Source organism: Enterobacter sp. 22499, assembly GCF_052044815.1.
Classification (GTDB): Bacteria; Pseudomonadota; Gammaproteobacteria; order Enterobacterales; family Enterobacteriaceae; genus Enterobacter; species Enterobacter bugandensis.
Map to the genome: position 1 here is coordinate 207,421 of NZ_JBQENR010000006.1, position 17,411 is coordinate 224,831.

Annotated in this window: 20 protein-coding genes, 1 tRNA gene and 3 pseudogenes; 8 read left to right on the forward strand and 16 right to left on the reverse strand. The window is 54.1% G+C overall.

Annotated elements, in window-relative coordinates; all coding sequences use genetic code 11:
- The first annotated feature begins 15 nt into the window (after nt 1–15).
- The 3 genes and pseudogenes from ACTJI7_RS17630 to ACTJI7_RS17640 all read left to right on the forward strand — a co-directional run.
- Nucleotides 16–366, forward strand: coding sequence for a hypothetical protein (locus ACTJI7_RS17630; protein ID WP_063155315.1), 351 nt, complete (start codon nt 16–18; stop codon nt 364–366).
- Nucleotides 281–508, forward strand: coding sequence for an Rz1-like lysis system protein LysC (gene lysC / locus ACTJI7_RS17635; RefSeq protein ID WP_237764636.1), 228 nt, complete (start codon nt 281–283; stop codon nt 506–508). The genes ACTJI7_RS17630 and lysC overlap by 86 nt, the downstream gene beginning before the upstream one ends.
- Nucleotides 471–728 (forward strand): annotated as a pseudogene (locus ACTJI7_RS17640) (phage tail protein); the annotation flags it as partial. The gene lysC and the pseudogene ACTJI7_RS17640, both read left to right, overlap by 38 nt.
- 211 nt (nt 729–939) lie before the next feature.
- Here ACTJI7_RS17640 and ACTJI7_RS17645 read toward each other — a convergent pair.
- Both ACTJI7_RS17645 and ACTJI7_RS17650 read right to left on the reverse strand, forming a co-directional pair.
- On the reverse strand, nt 940–1,809 hold the full coding sequence (locus tag ACTJI7_RS17645) for a hypothetical protein (protein WP_202815540.1): 870 nt from the start codon (nt 1,807–1,809) through the stop codon (nt 940–942).
- A 66-nt stretch (nt 1,810–1,875) separates the two neighbouring features.
- On the reverse strand, nt 1,876–2,805 hold the full coding sequence (locus ACTJI7_RS17650; protein ID WP_063155316.1) for a toll/interleukin-1 receptor domain-containing protein: 930 nt from the start codon (nt 2,803–2,805) through the stop codon (nt 1,876–1,878).
- Nucleotides 2,806–3,102: 297 nt separating this feature from the next.
- On the opposite strand from ACTJI7_RS17650, the pseudogene ACTJI7_RS17655 reads away from it, so the two are divergent.
- From ACTJI7_RS17655 to ACTJI7_RS17665, 3 genes and pseudogenes are all read left to right on the forward strand, one after another.
- Nucleotides 3,103–3,369, forward strand: a pseudogene (locus ACTJI7_RS17655) (integrase core domain-containing protein); the annotation flags it as partial.
- A 17-nt stretch (nt 3,370–3,386) separates the two neighbouring features.
- Nucleotides 3,387–3,512 (forward strand): annotated as a pseudogene (locus ACTJI7_RS17660) (late control protein); the annotation flags it as partial.
- A gap of 76 nt (nt 3,513–3,588) precedes the next feature.
- Nucleotides 3,589–3,807: a DNA-binding transcriptional regulator gene (locus ACTJI7_RS17665; RefSeq protein WP_063155317.1), complete on the forward strand. Its 219-nt coding sequence runs from the start codon at nt 3,589–3,591 to the stop codon at nt 3,805–3,807.
- Between the two features lie 21 nt (nt 3,808–3,828).
- Here the strand turns inward: ACTJI7_RS17665 and ACTJI7_RS17670 are convergent, their stop codons facing one another.
- Nucleotides 3,829–4,476, reverse strand: a complete 648-nt coding sequence (locus tag ACTJI7_RS17670; protein WP_063155318.1) for a hypothetical protein — start codon at nt 4,474–4,476, stop codon at nt 3,829–3,831.
- Nucleotides 4,477–4,555: 79 nt separating this feature from the next.
- Nucleotides 4,556–4,631: transfer RNA gene (locus ACTJI7_RS17675), tRNA-Ile, on the reverse strand.
- 124 nt (nt 4,632–4,755) lie between these two features.
- On the opposite strand from ACTJI7_RS17675, the gene mug reads away from it, so the two are divergent.
- Entirely contained in the window at nt 4,756–5,262 is a 507-nt protein-coding gene (gene mug, locus ACTJI7_RS17680; RefSeq protein WP_048998545.1) for a G/U mismatch-specific DNA glycosylase, read from the forward strand.
- Nucleotides 5,263–5,359: 97 nt separating this feature from the next.
- Here the strand turns inward: mug and rpoD are convergent, their stop codons facing one another.
- The 3 genes from rpoD to rpsU all read right to left on the reverse strand — a co-directional run bounded on the left by rpoD (nt 5,360) and on the right by rpsU (nt 9,434).
- Complete coding sequence (gene rpoD, locus ACTJI7_RS17685; protein WP_028014473.1) at nt 5,360–7,204, reverse strand: RNA polymerase sigma factor RpoD; 1,845 nt, start codon at nt 7,202–7,204, stop codon at nt 5,360–5,362.
- A gap of 153 nt (nt 7,205–7,357) precedes the next feature.
- On the reverse strand, nt 7,358–9,103 hold the full coding sequence (gene dnaG / locus ACTJI7_RS17690; RefSeq protein ID WP_028014472.1) for a DNA primase: 1,746 nt from the start codon (nt 9,101–9,103) through the stop codon (nt 7,358–7,360).
- Between the two features lie 115 nt (nt 9,104–9,218).
- Nucleotides 9,219–9,434, reverse strand: coding sequence for a 30S ribosomal protein S21 (gene rpsU / locus ACTJI7_RS17695; protein WP_001144069.1), 216 nt, complete (start codon nt 9,432–9,434; stop codon nt 9,219–9,221).
- A 236-nt stretch (nt 9,435–9,670) separates the two neighbouring features.
- Between rpsU and tsaD the strand changes: the two genes are divergently transcribed.
- Nucleotides 9,671–10,684 carry a tRNA (adenosine(37)-N6)-threonylcarbamoyltransferase complex transferase subunit TsaD gene (gene tsaD / locus ACTJI7_RS17700; RefSeq protein ID WP_041908060.1) on the forward strand — a complete coding sequence of 338 codons (1,014 nt, stop codon included), beginning with the start codon at nt 9,671–9,673 and terminating at the stop codon, nt 10,682–10,684.
- A 47-nt stretch (nt 10,685–10,731) separates the two neighbouring features.
- On the opposite strand, the gene ureG is transcribed toward tsaD, so the two are convergent.
- The 9 genes from ureG to ACTJI7_RS17745 form a co-directional block, all read right to left on the reverse strand.
- Nucleotides 10,732–11,349: an urease accessory protein UreG gene (ureG, locus tag ACTJI7_RS17705; protein WP_022651876.1), complete on the reverse strand. Its 618-nt coding sequence runs from the start codon at nt 11,347–11,349 to the stop codon at nt 10,732–10,734.
- 9 nt (nt 11,350–11,358) lie between these two features.
- Entirely contained in the window at nt 11,359–12,033 is a 675-nt protein-coding gene (locus tag ACTJI7_RS17710; protein ID WP_063155319.1) for an urease accessory protein UreF, read from the reverse strand.
- On the reverse strand, nt 12,033–12,572 hold the full coding sequence (locus tag ACTJI7_RS17715) for a HupE/UreJ family protein (RefSeq protein WP_063155320.1): 540 nt from the start codon (nt 12,570–12,572) through the stop codon (nt 12,033–12,035). The genes ACTJI7_RS17710 and ACTJI7_RS17715 overlap by 1 nt, the downstream gene beginning before the upstream one ends.
- A 9-nt stretch (nt 12,573–12,581) precedes the next feature.
- Nucleotides 12,582–13,046, reverse strand: coding sequence for an urease accessory protein UreE (gene ureE, locus ACTJI7_RS17720; RefSeq protein ID WP_059355109.1), 465 nt, complete (start codon nt 13,044–13,046; stop codon nt 12,582–12,584).
- A gap of 9 nt (nt 13,047–13,055) precedes the next feature.
- Nucleotides 13,056–14,759 (reverse strand): urease subunit alpha, encoded by a 1,704-nt coding sequence (ureC, locus tag ACTJI7_RS17725; RefSeq protein ID WP_063155321.1) that lies wholly within the window; start codon nt 14,757–14,759, stop codon nt 13,056–13,058.
- Nucleotides 14,752–15,066, reverse strand: a complete 315-nt coding sequence (locus ACTJI7_RS17730; protein ID WP_049000594.1) for an urease subunit beta — start codon at nt 15,064–15,066, stop codon at nt 14,752–14,754. Before ACTJI7_RS17730 ends, ureC begins: the two co-directional genes overlap by 8 nt.
- A gap of 10 nt (nt 15,067–15,076) precedes the next feature.
- The gene (locus ACTJI7_RS17735) at nt 15,077–15,379 is read right to left on the reverse strand and encodes an urease subunit gamma (RefSeq protein WP_041908071.1); all 303 of its coding nucleotides are present in this window, start codon (nt 15,377–15,379) and stop codon (nt 15,077–15,079) included.
- Between the two features lie 10 nt (nt 15,380–15,389).
- Nucleotides 15,390–16,217 carry an urease accessory protein UreD gene (locus tag ACTJI7_RS17740; protein ID WP_063155322.1) on the reverse strand — a complete coding sequence of 276 codons (828 nt, stop codon included), beginning with the start codon at nt 16,215–16,217 and terminating at the stop codon, nt 15,390–15,392.
- 137 nt (nt 16,218–16,354) lie between these two features.
- On the reverse strand, nt 16,355–17,368 hold the full coding sequence (locus ACTJI7_RS17745; RefSeq protein ID WP_440670482.1) for an alpha/beta hydrolase: 1,014 nt from the start codon (nt 17,366–17,368) through the stop codon (nt 16,355–16,357).
- Between the last annotated feature and the right edge of the window lie 43 nt (nt 17,369–17,411).

The window sequence follows — 17,411 nt, forward strand, 5'->3', positions numbered from 1 at the left end:
TTACGACGCGCTGGTCTGCTTCTCATTCAACGTGGGAACCTGACGCGTTCTTTTGAACGGGCAAACAAGATCGCAGGTGAACAGGAAAACGTGATCGGGATACTGAAAAATCAGCTTTCCGTTTCGCAGGGAATTGCCAAGCGAAATGAAACCGCGCAGGTCAGTTTATGCGGCGAACTGCTGGCCGCTGGTGCGATGGTCGTGCGGAGTGAAGAAACCATTACGAGGCTGATAAATTGGAATGAAACGTTACGCCGCTGGTATAGCGCTGAGCTGCCTGATGTTGTGCGCAGGCTGCACACCCGCGCCGGTCATTGTTTACAGCGCCTGCCCGAAGGTGAGCTATTGCCCGATGCCGACAAGTGACCCAGCCACTAATAACGACCTCAGCGCCGATATTCGCAGGCTTGAGCACGCGCTCGCCGCCTGCGCGCTGCAGGTTGAAACCGTCAAAGACTGTCAGGTACTCGATGAAGAAAGCACGCAGCCTGAGCGAAGCGCTGATTAAAGCCGTCCCGCAGCTTGAAACAAATCCCGAAATGATGCGCATCTTTGCCGATGAGGGGAATATCGATGCGCGGCTCACGGCCTCGCTGTCGCATGAGAAAATTTACATCCTGAATGTGCTCGTGTGTGACTGCGTGGGCGACCCTGACTTGATTTTAGTGCCGGTGGCCGTATGGCTCAGGGAAAATCAGCCGGATATCTGCACGTTCGATGACGGCCGCAGCTTATTGAGGAGGTAATTATGAAATATTCCAATTGAGATATTAAAAATACTAAATTGCACGTTAGATATAATGGATTGGCCTTGAAGAGGTGCCGGGTTAATTTAAAAGGTGTTGGTTTTTTTTGATAATTTGTGTGGTGGAAATGCTTTCAGGAATAGAAGCCTTAATCATTTTCTGTGATAAAGGCTCGTAGGTCTATGAAATGGGTTTAATTCTTTTCTTTTGATTTGGTCATTCTATCTTGAAAGTCTTTTTCTGCTGCATTTAAAATCCTCTCAATAACAGATGCATGCCATACCCTCCCTAAATCTGATTCGTTATTAATTCGCCCGCTGTAAATCCCTAAAAACTCCCATTTCGGTGCGGCGGATAGAATCGAGGTTATTTTATCCCCATCGATTTTTCTAAATCCGCCTGACCGATATGCAACTACAGGTGAACCTGATTGACCTTGCCTTGCTCTGCAATCAATTAAAAAAACTGGATTTTCCTTTGTTATCAGAAGTAATTCTTGAGCCATAAAACCCGTAGCCCATACAGGGAATTTCCCAGAACTACTTATCCCAAAAGGAAACCCTATCACACTTACAGTGTCAGACGGGCCAACATATAAGTTGTCTCGGTCTAAGGTGGTTTTCATGTAGTAAGGTAATTTGTTTACATCACTTCCCCAATTTAGATTTAAAGCTATTACATCTGCCTTTTTTCCATGAAGTGGATCTTCTATCCAATATGGTTCGCCATTCTCTCTATATAATGGCAAGTTAACTTTATGCCATTCTCCTATTGAACCTTTTTTATGAAAATGGATAACAATGTTATTAGGAATGGCGCCTAGCCTGCTAAGGCATTCATCTGTTTCTTGATTTCTGCCTGTAACGTTATGCCTGTTAGTTATCAAGGCACAATGGGAAGTCGTATCATTTGCTGCTAAAAAAGCGGTTCCCGAGCTAAGTTTTTGTTCATCGAAGAACATTTCGATAAACAGAGATTTCATCGTCAATATTTCCAATGTGCTTTTGACCCCAGATTCGGCCATTAATTTTTTCATGTAGGAATCATAATCCATTGAACTCATATTTAATCCTCGCTGGAGTTTTTTATTTGCTATATAATATCAAAAATGTGATTCGATAAGGTTTTGTTAAAAAGGAATGTCGTCCCAATGAGTTTCTTGTTCGATATTTCCTGTTTTAAGTTTTTCAACATTGAATTTTTCTAACATTAAATTTAACTTATTTAGGAGTTCTTTTGAATCGACTAGTCTTTTATTCTTTATGATTTGTTGTTTAAGACTTTCCAAAATGTCAGGAGGTACCAATGTAAGAGAATTGAAAATTTCTATTTTCTCGATTGCATCCTTTACTGTGATTGCATTTGAGAGTGAACCAGAGAGGGCGAGAAGGATTTTATTCCTCGTCTTAGGTGATTTCACAAGGGTGTTGAAGATAGCTTCTGCAACTTCTCCCGTTTTCTTTCCCTGAGCCTGAATGCCTTGATATTTTCCAATGAAACCGTATGGGTCAAGTCCTCTGCGAACAGGTATTATTAAAATATCACGCCCCACTGCAACTCCAACCTCTTGATCACACCACTTGCTCTCAGGGAATCCAGGCATTAAAATTGCCACTAAAGCATCCATGGTTTTAAGGCCAGCTTCAATTTCATTTTGCCATTCTTTAGTTGGCTCAATATCTTCATGTGCTACAAAACTTGATATTGCAAACTTTCGTAATGCGGACTGGAGGTGTGAGGTTTGAACTTTGAATGAAGCTAAATGACTTAAAAACAACCTGAAATAGCCTGGCTGCCAAAAACTAACTTCGACATCCTTTGTTTCATGATCATTTACTTGCTCCAGAAGCCCCAATTCGCTCGCAATGACCAATAATAGATTTTCATTTGCATTAGCCAGCATATCTTTTGCATAGGATCTTTTGCTATTATTTGGGTAATTATCCTGAGTTGGTACTCCATGTCCGCGGAAATAAATATCAATATCCGAAAATGTCATCCGTGATTGTAATTTTGTGCCGATTTCTTCTAATAATTCTATTTTTTGCAGACCATTCATTTTACGTCCCTTGTTTCTACTCAGATAACTTTAATGTAAGTCTAATTGAATTTAGAATCAATAGCGTAGGTCATGCTAGTAACCTCATCACAACTTACCATTCTAGTCACCACTTTTGTCAAACTGAGTTCGCCAAATTCGTTGGTTAAAACTTAGGGTATGATTGTTGTTTCATCCTTCATAAAACCCCGCTTTATTGCCCTATCTCTACCCCGACGGCATCCTGCCCTCCATGAACAATCTAACTTCTCTGAAGGATATCGCTTGCGCGATCCGCAACCTTAACTGGCTGAATGAGCAGATAAACATGCAGTAAAATTGGAGTTTATCCAGCCGGGTAAGCCAACGCAGAACGCTTTCATTGAGCTTTTTAACCGGATATACCTTACAGAAATACTCGATTTTTATCTGCTCAGAACGCTGAATGGGGTGCAGGAAATCACAGATAAATGGTTATCAGAATACTACTGTGAACGCCCGCATGAATCGCTGAACAATATGACACCGGAGGAATACCGACAGCACCATTATCTGGCCAGGATCTCAAAAAACTCTTGGAACTAAAACGGGTCTATTTAGACTTTAAGCGCGTTATAGACGAACAGACTTGGATAATCAGCCGGGTGGTGCATAACCTTAACGGAAACAGCTACACGACGGGCTTAGAGCTTAAGGTTTCGGATGTGGGGTATTTTACCGAAGAGGTGAATAAATATAAACCATTCTCAGTTTGTGAGATGTGGCGTATCATTTATTCACAAATTGTGAATTGAGAGCGTAATAATTTTCCTATGTCCGAAATGCCAGCACGGGGCGCATGCTCGAACCAGTAGATATCTAAGTGAGAATACCAAAGAGCGCTACCATCAATGCAAAAATATAAATTGCAGTTGTACGTTTGTGACGATGGAGTCGGTAGAGCGTTTTATTGTTACACCCGGAACTATAACTCCAGCCCCACCTCACCCGACTATTGGTGGTCAGCGGTCATTGTGGCTCTGATAAAACCCGCTTCGGCGGGTTTTAACGTAAAAGGCCTTCAGTCAGTTCTTCATCAGTACAGTATTGATAGAGCCCCTTAATATCTCTTTCAATCCACACGATTTCTTCAATGGCATACCCTGAAAAGCCATACATTACGCTATTAAGTCCCAATAGCTGAGCAGTATCATCATTATCGACTAAAGATTCGTAAAAATGTTGCAGCTCTATCACAGCTGAAAAGGCTGAGTTTGCCTCTTTATAGAAGGAAGAATCAAGTTTCAGGATATCGTAGAGGTGTTTTTTGAAAGTTTCTACAGATGGCTTGTTAAGAACTCCTCCTGAACTCAAATTATCATTTTCTTTGACGGCATAACGCGTTTTACCAGCTGTCGTTCTCGTGATGCTGAAGTTGAGCGGACACTCGTTCATAGGACGTGCTTCGTAGGGCGCAAACTGCTCACATAGTTCTTTAATTGTTACACATACACTCCAGGCGAGTTGACACTCTCTAGCAAAAATCTTTTTTAGAGCCCTGATCTCATTTTTCTTGGATTGTGACTTACGATAACAATCCAACAATTCTCTTATAATGAAAAGACAAATCGCAACTAATGCGGACAAAGGAATGAGTGAACCGTTAGTCAAAAGGTTGAACCAATCACACTGCGCTGCAATACCTACCGCCATTTTATTGCTACTCCAGAATTAGAAAACAAAAAAGCCACTCTTGCGAGTGACTTAATTATATGATTCTATAGCTAAAATTTGGTGGCCCCTGCTGGACTTGAACCAGCGACCAAGCGATTATGAGTCGCCTGCTCTAACCACTGAGCTAAGGGGCCGTGGCGGTGAATTATAAAGTAACTCCCCGCAGCAATCCAGCCATTCACACCTGCCTGCTGTTTTTATAAACAACGCATTATCAATCCTTTATACTTCCATTACGACGTATCAGCGGGAGTAAAGATGATCAACGACATTCTGGCCCCTGGCCTGCGGGTGGTGTTTTGCGGAATCAATCCAGGAAAGTCCTCGGCGCACACCGGCTTTCACTTCGCCCATCCGGGCAATCGCTTCTGGAAGGTGATCTATCAGGCCGGGTTTACCGACAGGTTACTCAAGCCGGAAGAGGAGCAGCACCTGCTGGACACGGGCTGCGGAATTACCATGTTGGTCGAGAGGCCGACGGTACAGGCAAGCGAGGTCAACCTGCATGAGCTGCGCAGCGGCGGGCGGGAACTGGTAAAGAAGATTGAAGACTATCAGCCCGCCGCGCTGGCGATCCTCGGTAAGCAGGCCTACGAGCAGGCGTTTAGCCAGCGCGGGGCTAAGTGGGGTAAGCAGAACATCACCATCGGCGTTACGCAGGTGTGGGTGTTGCCGAATCCGAGCGGGCTCAACAGGGCAACGCTGGATAAGCTGGTAGAGGCGTATCGGGAGCTGGATGAGGCGCTGATGGTGCGGGGGCTTTAGGAGCCTCTGCGGCCTGATGTCCTCACCCTGGTCCTCTCCCACAGCAAGAGGCAATAAAAAAGCTCCCCGAAGGGAGCTTTTTCACGGTCACGACAGTTTAGTCGTCCAGGAAGCTACGCAGCACTTCAGAGCGGCTTGGATGACGCAGCTTACGCAGCGCCTTCGCTTCGATCTGACGGATACGTTCGCGGGTCACGTCGAACTGTTTACCCACTTCTTCCAGCGTGTGGTCGGTGTTCATATCGATACCGAAACGCATACGCAGCACTTTCGCTTCACGGGCGGTCAGGCCAGCCAGAACGTCGTGCGTGGCGGCACGCAGGCTCTCGGTAGTAGCCGAGTCCAGCGGCAGCTCGAGGGTGGTATCCTCGATGAAATCCCCCAGATGCGAATCTTCATCATCACCGATCGGTGTTTCCATGGAGATTGGCTCTTTGGCGATCTTCAGCACTTTACGGATCTTGTCTTCCGGCATCAGCATGCGCTCGGCCAGCTCTTCCGGCGTCGGCTCGCGGCCCATCTCCTGCAGCATCTGGCGGGAGATACGGTTGAGCTTGTTGATGGTCTCAATCATATGAACCGGAATACGGATGGTGCGAGCCTGGTCCGCGATAGAGCGGGTGATCGCCTGACGGATCCACCATGTCGCGTAAGTAGAGAACTTGTAACCACGACGGTATTCAAACTTATCTACCGCTTTCATCAGACCGATGTTGCCTTCCTGAATCAGATCCAGGAACTGCAGACCGCGGTTGGTGTATTTCTTGGCGATAGAGATAACCAGACGCAAGTTCGCCTCAACCATCTCTTTCTTCGCACGGCGGGCTTTCGCTTCACCGATGGACATACGACGGTTGATGTCTTTGACCTGCTCGATGGTCAGGCCGGTCTCTTCTTCAATTTGCTGCAGCTTCTGCAGACCGCGATAGACATCGTCCTTCACGTCGTGCAGTTTTTCAGACCACGGCTTGTTCATCGCGATAGCCGCGTTGAACCAGGTTTCGCTGGTTTCGTTGCCGGTGAAGAGGGTGATGAAGTTCTTCTTCGGCATTTTGCACTGCTCAACGCACAGCTTCATGATGATGCGTTCCTGGGTGCGTACGCGATCCATCATCACGCGCATGCTGTTTACCAGGTAGTCGAACTGTTTTGGCACCAGGCGGAACTGTTTGAATACTTCAGACAGCTTCAGGATCTCTTCCTGAGCGGCGGCATGGCTGCGGCCTTTCGCTTTGATGGTGTCACGCGTTACTTCATACTGGGTACGCAGCTCGGCAAACTTCTCGCGCGCCAGTTCCGGGTCGATGCTGTTGTCATCGTCCGCGCTGTCGTCGTCTTCTTCCTCATCTTCATCTTCGTCGTCATCCATCTCTTCCTGAGACAGCTCAGAACCGACGTGAGTGGCGGTAGGCGCCATATCTTCTTCAGCGTTCGGGTCAACAAAACCGGTGATCAGGTCAGACAGGCGCGCTTCTTCCGCTTCAACGCGATCGTACTGCTCCAGCAGATAGGTAATCGCTTCCGGGTATTCGGCAACAGAGCACTGAACCTGGTTGATCCCGTCTTCGATGCGTTTTGCGATGTCAATTTCGCCTTCGCGGGTCAACAGTTCAACGGTACCCATTTCGCGCATGTACATGCGGACCGGGTCAGTGGTACGCCCGATTTCAGATTCCACGCTGGACAGGACCTGTGCAGCAGCTTCTTCCGCATCTTCGTCAGTGTTGTTGGAGGTTTCAGCCAGCAACAGATCATCGGCATCCGGTGCTTCTTCCATCACCTGAATGCCCATGTCATTGATCATTTGGATGATGTCTTCGATCTGGTCTGAATCGACGATATCTTCCGGCAGATGGTCATTGACCTCGGCATAGGTCAGATAGCCTTGCTCCTTACCGCGTTGGACAAGAAGTTTCAGCTGTGACTGCGGGTTTTGCTCCATAAGACGGTATCCACACTTAATTCGTTTGATTGGTGTCGGCGATGGTGCTGCCAACCTTTAAAGCGAGGGCGTACTTATATTTTTGCCGCTGCCTCTCAGTGCGGCTGCCGGGGGCTTCCCGATCGATATTCGGCACTTAAGCCGTTAAATTTTTTATTTCTTCGCCAGCTCCTGGTTAATCATCCAGAGCTCCCGGCGTTCTTCGCTGCTTAAGCCATGGGTGCGCTCGCGAGCTATCAACTCTTCCTGGCGCAACTCAAGCATCGAATCAAACATATGGTTGAGCGAGTCGGTGAACGTTTTTTCTGCAATTTCCTTATCTGCTATATCGTCCCACATCGACAGTTTTTCAAGGGTAGCGGCCTCTTTTGTGCCGCGATAATGCTCTAAAAGTTGTCCTGTGGTCAGACCTGGCTGAGACAAACAAGTGTTGACCAGTTCTGAAAATAAGCCAAGTCCGGGCAACTTTTCGTGGTTCAAACCCGCCAGCGACGGCACTTGCGGAGCAAGTTCGGGGTTTTGCACCAGTAACCCTATCAGTATACGCATGGTTGTGCGTTTTAGCTGAGGCGCGGGGCGAACCGTGCCGTTTTCAGCCTGTTTAGGCATTAAACGTTCAAGCTGGCTGTCATCCAGGATACCGAGCTTGTTGCCTAACTCCTGACGCAGATAGATGCGCAGCGTTTCGCCGGGCACTTGGCTGATTAACGGCAGCGCCAGAGTACTGAGCTGCGCGCGCCCGTCAGGGGTACTCAAATCCACCTGCGGCATCAGGCTGTTAAACAGAAACGTCGAGAGCGGCTGTGCCTGCTCCATCCGCGCTTCGAATGCCGCTTTGCCCTCTTTACGCACCAGCGTATCCGGGTCTTCACCGTCGGGCAGGAACATAAAGCGTAGCTGACGTCCGTCGGTCATATACGGCAGCGCGGTTTCCAGCGCTCGCCAGGCGGCGTCGCGTCCGGCTCGGTCACCGTCGTAACAGCAGATGACGTTGTTGGTCACCCTGAACAGCAGTTGAATATGATCGGCAGTGGTGGACGTACCTAACGACGCAACCGCGTAGTTAATGTCGTACTGCGCCAGCGCAACGACGTCCATATAGCCTTCGACGACCAGCAGACGCGGAGGTTCCGCATTGTCCTGCTGCGCCTCATAAAGACCGTACAACTGGCGGCCCTTATGGAAAATATCGGTTTCCGGAGAGTTGAGGTATTTCGGCAGGGCATCACCCAGCACGCGACCACCAAAACCAATTACCCGGCCACGCTTGTCGCGGATCGGGAACATCACCCGTTCACGGAAGCGGTCGTAGCTTCGTCCCTGGTCGTTAGTGACCAGCATGCCTGCGTCGATGAGGGATTTACGATCTTCGCTATTGCCGCCAAAACGCTTTAACACGTTGTCCCAGCCGGGCGGGGCGTAACCAATAGCGAAACGCGCAATCACATCGTCGCTCAGTCCGCGCTTGTTCAGATACTGACGCGCAGGCTCAGCCGCAGAGTGCTTAAGAGACTGTTGGTAAAACGAATTCAGGCCATCCATCAGTTGATACAGCGTTTGCCGCTGATGGCGCTCGATCTGACTTGGCCCACTGCCTGCTTCATACGGCACTTCAAGATTATGCATCGCCGCCAGTTCTTCGACGGTTTCAACGAACTCGAGCTTGTCGTAGTTCATTAAAAAATCGACGGCATTACCGTGTGCGCCACAGCCGAAGCAATGGTAAAACTGCTTTTCACCGTTTACGGTGAAGGAGGGGGTTTTTTCGTTATGGAACGGACAGCACGCATGGTAGTTCTTGCCCTGCTTTTTCAGCTTTACCCGCGCGTCGATGAGATCGACGATGTCGGTTCTGGCGAGCAGGTCATTGATGAAAACGCGTGGGATTCTTCCGGCCATATGCCCCAAAAATTTAAGCGACTTATAAACGAAAACAAGCCGCGCATTCCTTCCGGAAGCACGGCCTTACGACTACTACTCTGTCTGTCAATTGAGGGCGTTGGCCCTCAACAGATTAGTACAGACGAGTACGGCGTGCGTTTTCGCGAGCCAGTTTCTTCGCGTGACGTTTCACAGCGGAAGCTTTAGCGCGCTTACGTTCGGTCGTTGGTTTTTCATAAAACTCACGACGACGAACTTCAGCCAGAACACCTGCTTTCTCGCATGAACGTTTGAAGCGACGCAGTGCTACGTCGAACGGCTCGTTTTCACGTACTTTAATTACCGGCATGTAACTCTCACCTTTAATAAATTCGGTTTGCCGCTGGCATCAACGCCAGCTTATTTCAAAATGGTGCGGAATTTTACTGCAAATGCTGCTGCTTTGTAAAGCACCGATGCGATTTTGAAAGGGACTTTAATAAGGGTGAGGAGTATACACGAGCCTTCTTCCTGGGGCGAACAAAGTTTTACATCAACCCGCCCAGGCTCTACACTGCGCGGTATTGAAACGAGGTAAAACAAGTCATGCGTGTACTGGGTATTGAAACATCCTGCGATGAAACCGGCATCGCCATTTACGACGACGAAAAAGGGCTTCTGGCCAACCAGCTGTATAGTCAGGTGAAATTGCACGCTGACTACGGCGGCGTCGTACCTGAACTGGCCTCTCGTGACCACGTGCGTAAAACGGTTCCCCTGATTCAGGCGGCGCTGAAAGAGGCCGGATTAAGCTCAACCGATATTGACGCCGTAGCCTATACCGCAGGGCCGGGTCTGGTCGGTGCGCTGCTGGTCGGCGCGACGGTAGGGCGTTCGCTGGCCTTCGCGTGGGACGTTCCCGCCATTCCGGTTCACCACATGGAAGGGCATCTTCTGGCGCCGATGCTGGAAGACAATCCGCCTGAGTTCCCGTTCGTGGCGCTGCTGGTTTCCGGCGGGCATACCCAGCTGATTAGCGTAACGGGTATTGGCAAGTACGAGCTGCTGGGCGAGTCGATCGACGACGCCGCCGGCGAGGCGTTCGATAAAACCGCCAAGCTGCTGGGCCTGGATTACCCGGGCGGCCCGATGCTGTCAAAAATGGCGTCGCAGGGAACGGAAGGGCGCTTCGTCTTCCCGCGTCCGATGACCGACCGTCCGGGGCTGGATTTCAGCTTCTCCGGGCTGAAAACCTTCGCGGCGAATACTATCCGTAATAACGACAACGACGAGCAGACCCGCGCCGATATCGCCCGCGCGTTCGAAGATGCGGTGGTGGATACGCTGATGATCAAGTGCAAGCGTGCGCTGGATCAGACCGGGTTTAAGCGCCTGGTGATGGCGGGCGGCGTCAGCGCCAACCGCACGCTGCGTGCGAAGCTTGCGGAGATGATGCAAAAGCGTCGCGGGGAAGTGTTCTACGCGCGTCCGGAATTCTGTACCGATAACGGGGCGATGATCGCTTACGCCGGTATGGTGCGCCTGAATGCGGGGGCAACGTCCGACCTGAGCGTGTCCGTGCGTCCGCGCTGGCCGCTGGCGGAACTGCCTGAGGCGTAACCCCCTCACCCTAACCCTCTCCCCACAGGGGAGAGGGAAATTTACGACTACACCCGCAGCATCCCTTTCTCTTCCAGAAACGCAATAATCGTCCCCAGACCGTCACCCGCCTTCAGGTTGGTAAACGTCCACGGGCGCTCGCCGCGCATGCGGTTAGTATCACGCTCCATCACCTCCAGCGACGCCCCCACGTATGGCGCAAGATCGGTTTTGTTGATCACCAGAAAATCGGATTTGGTGATCCCCGGTCCGCCCTTGCGCGGAATTTTTTCCCCTTCGGCCACGTCGATCACGTAAATGGTCAGGTCCGCCAGCTCCGGGCTGAAGGTCGCGCTCAGGTTGTCCCCGCCGCTTTCAACGAAGATCAGATCCAGATTACCGAACTTCTCGCTGAGTGCTTCTACCGCCGCGAGGTTCATTGAGGCATCTTCGCGGATGGCGGTATGCGGGCAGCCGCCCGTCTCCACGCCCACGATGCGCTCCGGCTCAAGCGCGCCCGCCTCGGTGAGGATGCGCTGATCCTCTTTGGTGTAGATATCATTGGTCACCACCGCCAGATGGTACGTGTCGCGCATCGCCTTGCAGAGCGCTTCCAGCAGCGCGGTTTTGCCCGATCCTACCGGACCGCCCACGCCCACGCGCAGGGGATGTTTGTAATCAGCCATGTTGACTCCTCAGGAACGGAATAGTCGTGAATATTGTGTTTCGTGGCGCGCGGAGGCGATGGCCGACAGTGGCGTAGCTGCCCCCAGCGCGTCGTCGCCACGTAAAAATGCCTGTTCAAACCCGGCGGCAAAATGGTCGCTCAGCTCGATAATCAGCTGCTGCGCCGCCTGCTGTCCGAAGGGGACGAGCTTGACGCCCGCCATCACCGCGCTCTCTATCCAGCTGTAGCCGAGGCTCAGCGCCAGCTCGTGCGCGCCAATGCCCCAGCGCACGCCGAGCCACGCCATGCCGCAGAGCTGGCTCTGCGCAAACAGCGGCTGCCACTCTGGCGGGCAGTTCGGCTCCCAGCTTTTAATCAGGCGCGTAAAGGCCGCACCACGGTTGCGCTCCTCTTCGCGCAGCTCGCGCGTTTCCCGGCAGGCGAGCAAATATGCCGTCCAGCGTTTTGCTGCCGCGACGTCCTGCTGTTCGCAGGCCCGGAACAGCCGGATAAACATCGGCAGATCGACGCCGAAAAAGCTCTGCTCCATCTGCTGGATCTGCCAGCGCCTGAAGGCGTCGGTGCTCGTAACCCAGCCCGCCTCAACGGCCCACTCCAGCCCCTGCGACCAGGTAAACGATCCGACCGGCAGGCTACTGCTGGAGAGCTGCATCAGGCGCAGCCGCTGGCGAGCGTGCTCCATCAGCTCATCAGCGCCAGCAGGGCGGAGACGATCAGCCCGCCGCCGAAGGTTTTACGCAGCCCGTCGTGACGGCGCAGCAGCAAGCCTGCGGCGAAACTGGCGCACAGCACCGTCGCGCTGGCCAGCATAAAACCGCTGGTGAACAGCCAGAAGCTGTGGCCAGACATCTCCACGCCATGCGCCCAGCCGTGGAACATCGCCAGGGCAGGCACCGCCAGCAGCAGGCGGTTTTCGGTTTTAAACATCATCACGCCGCAGACCGCCAGCGAGGCGATAATCAGCATCTCCATGCCGCTAAAGCCGCCGAGCAGGCTGCCCGCAACGGCGCCAACAAGCATCATGCCGAGGGTGGCAAACGGCAGCAGGAGCTTGCGGCCGCTCAGGGCAGACAGCACGCCAGCCCCGGTCAGCATCAGCAGGTGATCCAGCCCGGTCAGCGGGTGGAGAAAACCGGCCTGAAAGCTGTCGGCGCCGTGGCCGGGATGCGCGAGCGCGGGAACGGAAAAAGCCAGCAGTAACAGCGGTAAATACTTACGCATGATTGATCCTTAATGTGAATGGGCGTGAGAATGGCTATGGCTGTGGGCATCGCTGGCGTAAGCGCCCGCTTCCGGTTCAAACGGCAGGCTGGCGAAGGTTACCTCCAGCCCGAACTGGCGCAGCATGTCGTCGAGAACGTGATCGTGGTGATAACGCAGCTCGCCGGGCATGACCTGCAGCGGCACGTGGCGGTTGCCCAGGTGGTAGCAGGCGCGGGCGAGCAGGAACGGATCGGCGCAGCGCACCACGGAAACCGACTCCGGGGCGGCGATCACTTCGATCACTTCGCTGCCGTCGTCGGTGGTCAACAGGTCGCCCCCGCGCAGCAGCAGGCCGCGCGGCAGCATCAGTCCGGCTTCGCGCCCGTCGTTAAGCGCCACACGAGCGCGGCTTTTCACCCGCACGTCAATCGGCAGCGTGACGCTGGCGGTAGTCGGATGCGCGTGGTCCAGACGTTGTGTTAAGTAGATCATCTTCACTCCTCAAAACAGGAAATAGCGTTGCGCCATCGGCAGAACGTCGGCCGGTTCGCTGGTAATCAGTTCACCGTCGACGCGCACCTCGTAGGTTTGCGAATCGACGGTGATGTTCGGTTGCAGAGCGTTATGGATCATGTCGGCCTTTTTCACCGTCCGGCAGCCTTTTACCACCGCCGTGGCGCTCTGCAGGCTAAGCTGCTGCGGGATGCCGTTCGCGTGGGCCGCCTGAGAAACAAACGTCAGCCGCGTGGCGTGACGTGCGGCGCCCAGCGCGCCAAACATCGGGCGGTAATGCACTGGCTGCGGCGTGGGGATCGAGGCGTTGATGTCGCCCATCGGCGCGCAGGCGATCATCCCGCCTTTGACGATGGTGGCCGGTTTTACGCCAAAGAAGGCGGGGGACCAGACCACCAGATCCGCCAGCTTACCCACCTCAATCGAACCGACTTCATGGGCGATGCCGTGGGTCAGCGCCGGGTTGATGGTGTATTTGGCGACATAGCGCTTCACGCGGAAGTTGTCGTTATCGCCCGTCTCTTCCGGCAGCGCGCCGCGTTGGACCTTCATGCGGTGCGCCACCTGCCAGGTGCGGATAATCACTTCCCCGACGCGGCCCATGGCCTGCGAATCTGACGAGGTGAGCGAGAACGCGCCGATATCGTGCAGCACGTCTTCCGCAGCGATGGTCTCACGGCGAATGCGGGATTCGGCAAACGCCACGTCCTCGGCGATATCCGGGTCAAGGTGATGGCAAACCATCAGCATGTCGAGGTGCTCGTCGATGGTGTTCACCGTGTAGGGCAAGGTCGGGTTGGTGGAAGAGGGCAGAATATTCGGGTGCGCGCAGGCGGTGATGATATCCGGCGCGTGGCCGCCGCCCGCGCCTTCGGTGTGGAAGGTGTGGATCGTGCGCCCGCCGATGGCCGCCAGCGTGTCTTCGACAAACCCGGACTCGTTCAGCGTGTCGCTGTGCAGCGCCACCTGAATATCCATCTCTTCGGCCACCTCCAGCGAGCAGTTAATCGCAGCGGGCGTCGCGCCCCAGTCTTCGTGGATCTTCAGCCCGATGGCGCCGGCGGCGATCTGCTCGCGCAGGGCATCCGGGTTGGAGCCGTTACCTTTGCCGAGCAGGCCAATATTCACCGGCAGCGTATCGGCGGCCTGCAGCATGCGCGCGATATACCACGGCCCCGGCGTGCAGGTGGTGGCGTTGGTGCCCGCCGCCGGACCGGTGCCGCCGCCAATCATGGTGGTGATGCCGGAGACCAGCGCCTCTTCCGCCTGCTGAGGGCAGATCCAGTGGATGTGGGTGTCGATCCCGCCAGCGGTGACGATCTTCCCCTCGGCGGCAATCACTTCCGTCGCGGCGCCGATCGGGATCGTCACGCCGGGCTGAATGTCCGGGTTCCCGGCTTTGCCGACGGCGAAGATCCGCCCGTTCTTCACGCCGATATCGGCCTTCACGATCCCCCAGTGGTCGACGATCAGCGCGTTGGTGAGAACCAGATCCACGCAGCCGTCAGCGGTCATCTGCCCCTGACCCATGCCGTCGCGGATCACCTTCCCGCCGCCGAACTTGACCTCTTCGCCGTAGACCGTGAGATCGTCTTCCACTTCGATCCACAGCTCGCTGTCCGCCAGCCGCACCTTATCCCCGGTGGTGGGGCCGAACATGTCGGCATACGCCTGACGTGAAATTTCAGCCATGTTTCACCTCGCCCATGACTTCGCCGCGAAAGCCAAAAATGCGCTGCGCGCCCGTCACCTGCACCAGCGTCACCTCTCGCTTCTGGCCTGGCTCGAAGCGCACGGCGGTGCCCGCCGGAATGTTCAGCCGGTAGCCCCTGGTGGCTTCGCGATCAAACTTCAGCGCCGGGTTGACCTCGTAAAAGTGGTAGTGCGATCCGACCTGGATCGGCCTGTCGCCGTGGTTTTCCACAATCACGCTTTGAGTGTCTCGCCCGACGTTGATCGCAATAGTGCCGGGCTGGATCTGGTATTCACCTGGGATCATCACGTGCTCCTTACACGATCGGGTTGTGGACGGTGACGAGCTTGGAGCCGTCCGGGAAGGTGGCTTCCACCTGTATATCCGGGATCATCTCCGGCACGCCCTCCATCACCTGATCGCGCGTCAGGACGTGTCGGCCCGCCTCCATCAGCGCGGCGACGGTTTCGCCATCGCGCGCGCCTTCCATGATGAAGGCGCTGATCAGCGCGACCGATTCCGGGTAGTTGAGCTTTACCCCGCGCGCAAGGCGGCGTTCGGCAACCAGCGCGGCGGTAAACAGCAACAGCTTGTCTTTTTCTCTGGGGGTCAGTTCCATAACGTTTCTCTTATGTCTGCCAGATGCGCGGCGAACAGGCGGTTTTGGTAGTAAGAAGCGGGCGAAGCGACTGCCAGATGTCGCGCATCGCCCGCTGGCAAATCAGGTTGTCGTGGGAGAGAAAACGCACCGACAGCAGAGCGTCGGTGAGCGTTGCCCCCGCAAAATGGCCCAGAGGCGCGAGCAGCGCGCGCACCGTGTCGAGATGATCTTCCCGGGCCGGATAGAACAGCAGGGTGCCGATCCACGGGTGTCCGGCAACGGGCGTGAGATCGCCGTCGCCGAGGTGCTGGCGTTCTATCAGGCGCGGTTCGTCATCCACCCACACCTCAAGGCGGCTCTCCAGCGTGCCGTGGCTGAAGGTCTCACCGATTACCGGGCGGCCCAGGCAGTACAGCTCCCACGCCAGCAGCGTGCTGGAAGCCTTAAGGTGGAAGACGGAACGCAGCGCGGCGTTCGCGCCGGGAAAGATAATGGTGTCCTGCGGCAGCCACTCCAGCGTGGCGTTTTCATCAAGATAAAAGTGCTGGCTCAGACGCGCCTGCGGGCCGCTGCTGCGGTAGAACTTGCTGGCGCCGGGCATGGTGATAAGCGCGTGGCTTTTGGCATCGAGCCGAACGGAAATATCCAGCGAATCGCCGCCCACAACGCCGCCGGGCGGGTGCAGCAGATAGAGGTGGCAGGTTTTTCCTTCGGGGTAAAACGGACGTTGTACGGTGAGCGGCCCGACGTGGCGCGCGGAACGCAGGAGGGTTTTCTCAGGGGCGTGACAAAACTGCAGGGCAAGCGACGCCTGCCAGCCTTTATACGTATTATCAGTGACCTGAGCTGCTAACATGCTGCTTCCATCTGCGCATCATCGGGGTCGTTTCAGTATGCCCTGGCGGAAATGAAGGCTGTCATATGAGTCGCTTATGGATAGAGGAAATTAAAAAGCACGGCCCGGGGCCGTGCTCTGTATGAAGCATGACGATCCTATTTCAGGTGGTCATGCAATGCTGCACCTGCCTGCTCAAGGGCGACTTTAACCGTTGGCTCCTGGCTCAGCGGGTTAAGCAGGCCGTAATCGTGGATCATGCCGTTATAGCGCGTGACGGTCACCGGGACGCCAGCCGCATCCAGTTTACGCCCGAATGCTTCACCTTCATCCCGCAGAACGTCCAGCTCAGCTGTCTGAATCAGCGTCTCCGGGAAGCCTTTCAACTGTGCAGTGCTGGCGCGAAGCGGAGAGGCAAGGATATTGTTACGATCGGCAGCGCTGGTGGTGTAGTTATCCCAGAACCATTTCATCATGTTTTTTGACAGGAAGTAGCCATTTTCGAACTGGTGATAGGAAGCCGTATCAAAGCTGGCGTCCGTCACTGGCCAGAGCATCACGTTGTAGCGAATTTTTGGCCCATTAAACTGTTTGGCCTGCAACGCCACTGAAGCCACCATGTTGCCGCCCACGCTGTTACCAACCAGGCCCAGACGGCTGCCGTCCACGCCAATTACATGGCCGTGCTCGGCTACCCATTTTGTCGCTTCATAGGCCTGATTGATTGCCACCGGGAAATGGGCTTCAGGTGACGGTGTGTAATCAACGTAAACCGCTGCGGCGCCTGATGCACGAACCAGATCGCGGATTAAACGTTCGTGGGTTGGAAAATCACCCAGCACCCAACCGCCACCGTGGAAGAACATAAATACCGGGAGCGTACCGGCAGCATGTTCAGGCTTCACAATTTTTAGGGCGATCGTCTGGCCATTGACCTGGATCGTTTTTTCAGTCACCTGAGCGGGCGGCAATTTTGCTCCTTGCTGTGCGCCGATCAGTACCTGGCGGGCCTCCTGCGGGGTCATCTGTTCCATCGGTTTCCCTTTGCCAGCATTCAGGACATCAAGAAATGCCTGTACGCCTGCGGTCGGGGCTGGAGTATTGGTGGTTTGAGCGGATGCCGCGGCTGACGCGAAGACGGAAGAAATCAGGATGGCGGTTAATGTTTTCATGGTGGTACCCCTTTTAACGTATTTGATTGGATAACTAAATAGT